At 73.3% G+C, this 2,842-nt stretch carries 5 protein-coding genes; all 5 read left to right on the forward strand.

Annotation, left to right across the window (positions count from 1 at the left end; genetic code table 11):
- On the forward strand, positions 1 to 575 hold a 575-nt coding region (locus HUU95_RS13040), incomplete at its 5' end, for an alpha/beta hydrolase fold domain-containing protein (RefSeq protein ID WP_174280494.1).
- Complete coding sequence (locus HUU95_RS13045; RefSeq protein WP_302480130.1) at positions 572 to 1,036, forward strand: RNA pyrophosphohydrolase; 465 nt, start codon at positions 572 to 574, stop codon at positions 1,034 to 1,036. The genes HUU95_RS13040 and HUU95_RS13045, both read left to right, overlap by 4 nt.
- The gene (locus tag HUU95_RS13050; protein ID WP_174280495.1) at positions 1,033 to 2,058 is read left to right on the forward strand and encodes an arginine N-succinyltransferase; all 1,026 of its coding nucleotides are present in this window, start codon (positions 1,033 to 1,035) and stop codon (positions 2,056 to 2,058) included. Before HUU95_RS13045 ends, HUU95_RS13050 begins: the two co-directional genes overlap by 4 nt.
- A gap of 76 nt (positions 2,059 to 2,134) precedes the next feature.
- Positions 2,135 to 2,350, forward strand: a complete 216-nt coding sequence (locus HUU95_RS13055; RefSeq protein WP_174280496.1) for a hypothetical protein — start codon at positions 2,135 to 2,137, stop codon at positions 2,348 to 2,350.
- Between the two features lie 58 nt (positions 2,351 to 2,408).
- Entirely contained in the window at positions 2,409 to 2,837 is a 429-nt protein-coding gene (locus HUU95_RS13060; protein WP_174280497.1) for an inositol monophosphatase family protein, read from the forward strand.
- Positions 2,838 to 2,842: the final 5 nt, after the last annotated feature.

Raw genomic sequence — 2,842 nt, forward strand, 5'->3', positions numbered from 1 at the left:
AGGCCGCCGCGCGCTGGGTGGCGCGGAGCCCGGCGGCGCTCGGACTGACGGTGACGGGGCTGGTCACGATGGGCGACAGCGCGGGCGGCAACCTGGCGATCGTCGTGGCGGTCGACCTGCGGGACCGGCCGGCGGCGGTGCCGGTGCTGGTGCAGGCGCCGCTCTACCCGGCGACGGACATGGACGGCGCCTACCCGTCCTTCGAGCAATTCGCGGACGGGCATCTGCTGACGCGCGAATCGATGGACTGGTTCGCGGACTGCTACGCCGCCGACCTGCCGGATCAGCGCGCGTCGCCGCTGAAGGCCGAGCTCGCGGGGCTACCGCCGGCGGTGATCATGACGGCGGGGCTGGACCCGATCCGCGATCAGGGGCGCGCCTATGCGGCGGCGCTGGCGCGCGCGGGCGTGGCCGTGACGTTTCGCGAGGCGGCGGGCAACATCCACGGCTTCGTCACGCTGCGCCAAGCGGTGCCGTCGAGCGCGGGCGACGTGGCGGCGTTCCTGTCGGCGGTGCGGGCGGCGGTGACGGAGGCCGAGGGCGCGCGCGTGATGGCGCAGGCGGCGGGCTCGTGAGCCTTCCTTATCGCGCCGCCGCCGGGATCATGCTGCTCAACCGCGCGCGCCAGGTGTTCGTCGGCCAGCGGATCGATACCGCGCTCGAAGCCTGGCAGATGCCGCAGGGCGGGATCGATCCGGGCGAGGACGCGCTCGCCGCCGCGCTGCGCGAGCTGGAGGAGGAGACGGGCGTGCCGCCGGGCAAGGTCGAGCTGGTGGCGCAGGCGCCGGACGAGCTGCTCTACGACCTGCCGCCCGAGCTGGTCGGCAAGGTGTGGAAAGGCCGGTATCGCGGGCAGCGGCAGCGCTGGTTCCTGTTCCGGCTGACGGGCACCGACGCGGACGTGAACCTCGCCACGCCGCATCCGGAGTTCCGCGCCTGGCGATGGGCCGCGCCGGACGAACTGGACGCGCTGATCGTGCCGTTCAAGCGCCAGCTCTACGCGCAAGTGCTCGCCGCCTTCGCCGCCCATCTGTGACCTGCCGCGTCCGCCCGGCGACCGAGCGGGATCTGAAGCCGCTCTACGAGATGGCGAAGCTGACCGGCGGCGGCTTCACCAACCTGCCCGCCGACCGCTCGGCGCTGGCGCGCAAGCTCGCGCGCAGCCAGGCGGCGCTGGCGCGCGAGGGCGACGCGCGCGCGGACGAGCTGTTCGTGCTGGTGCTGGAGAAGGTCGCCACCGGCGAGGTGCGCGGCACGGGGCAGATCTTCACGGAGGTGGGCGGCGCCGAGCCGTTCTACTCGTATCGCCTGGGCGCGCTGACCCAGCACGCGCCGGCGCTGGGGCGGACCTTCCGCGCCGACATGTTGACGCTGGTGACGGACCTGGAGGGATCGACGGAGGTGGGCGGGCTGTTCCTCCACCCCGGCGAGCGGGCCGGCGGACTGGGGCTGCTGCTCGCCCGCGCGCGCTATCTGTTCATCGCCGAGCACCGGGCTCGGTTCGCCGACCGTATCCTGGCCGAGCTTCGCGGCGTGATCGACGAGGCGGGCGACTCGCCGTTCTGGGACGGGCTGGCGGGCCGGTTCTTCGGGATGGGCTTTGCGGAAGCCGACCGGTTCAACGCCGCCAACGGGCACGGCACGCTCGCCGGGCTGATGCCCCGCCACCCGATCTTCACCGCGATGCTGACCGACGGCGCGCGCGCCGCGATCGGGCGACCGCACCCATCGGGGCGCGCGGCGATGCGGATGCTGGAGGAGGAAGGCTTCGCGCACGATCGCTATGTCGACATTTTCGATGGCGGGCCGACGATGACGGCGCGGACCGATCAGGTCCGCTCGATCGCGCGGGCGCGCGTCGCGACCGTCGTCGCGGCCGACGCCGAGGAGGGCGTCGAGTCGGTGGTCGCGACCGGGCGGCTGGCGGCGTTCCGCTGCGCGCTGGCGTGCGTGGCGCCATGCGAGGGCGGCGTCGCGATCTCGGCGGCGGGCGCGGCGGCGTTGGGCCTGATGCCAGGCGATCGGGTGCGCCATGTGCCGCGCTGGGTGTCGGGTTAACTGACAGGTAACCACGACCGATCCCACCGAATTGGCGGTTTCGCGTGGGTGGCCCGGTCCTTGCTGCGGGTATGGGATGCTTGCTCGCCTCGCCCGCCTGTTCACGATCACGACCAAGTTCGAGGCGTTCCTCGTCATCTACGGCCTAGGGCTCGGCGCGGTGGAGCGCGGGGTGCACTATCTGGCGCAATATCCGGGGCTGGGTGGCGAGCTGCTGTTCGCGGCCTGTCCGCTCGGCGTGTTCATGGCGGGCGCGCGCATCCTCCATTCGGTGGAGGTCGCGGAGCGCTAGACACCAGTGCTAAACACCAACGCTAGACAGGCGCGGACGGTGGGACGATGAGCGGCGGGTGACGACCGATCCGGCCCTGGCGCGCGGCATCGCGGAGGCGGCGGGCGGGCTGCTGCTCGATCTGCGCGCAGGCGGCGAGCTGACGGGCCAGGCATTGGGGGATCGCGGTGACCGGCTGGCCGACGACCTGATCCTGGGCCGGCTGCGCGCCGCCCGGCCGGACGATTGCATCCTGTCGGAGGAAACGCTCGACGATCGCCGGCGCTGCGGCCGGCGGCGCGTGTGGATCGTCGATCCGCTGGACGGGACGCGCGACTATGCCGAAGGGCTCGACGGCTGGGCGGTGCATGTGGGGCTGGCGGTGGACGGCGTCGCGGTCGCGGGCGCGGTGGCGGTGCCGATGCTCCGCCGCGTCTGGGCGAGCGACGACCCGCCCGGCGCCCGCTTGGCCGCGACGTTGGCGATCACGCCCATGTCCGCCGCATGAAGCGC

Source organism: Sphingomonas bacterium (genome assembly GCF_903643065.1).
In the GTDB taxonomy this organism is placed as follows: domain Bacteria; phylum Pseudomonadota; class Alphaproteobacteria; order Sphingomonadales; family Sphingomonadaceae; genus Sphingomonas.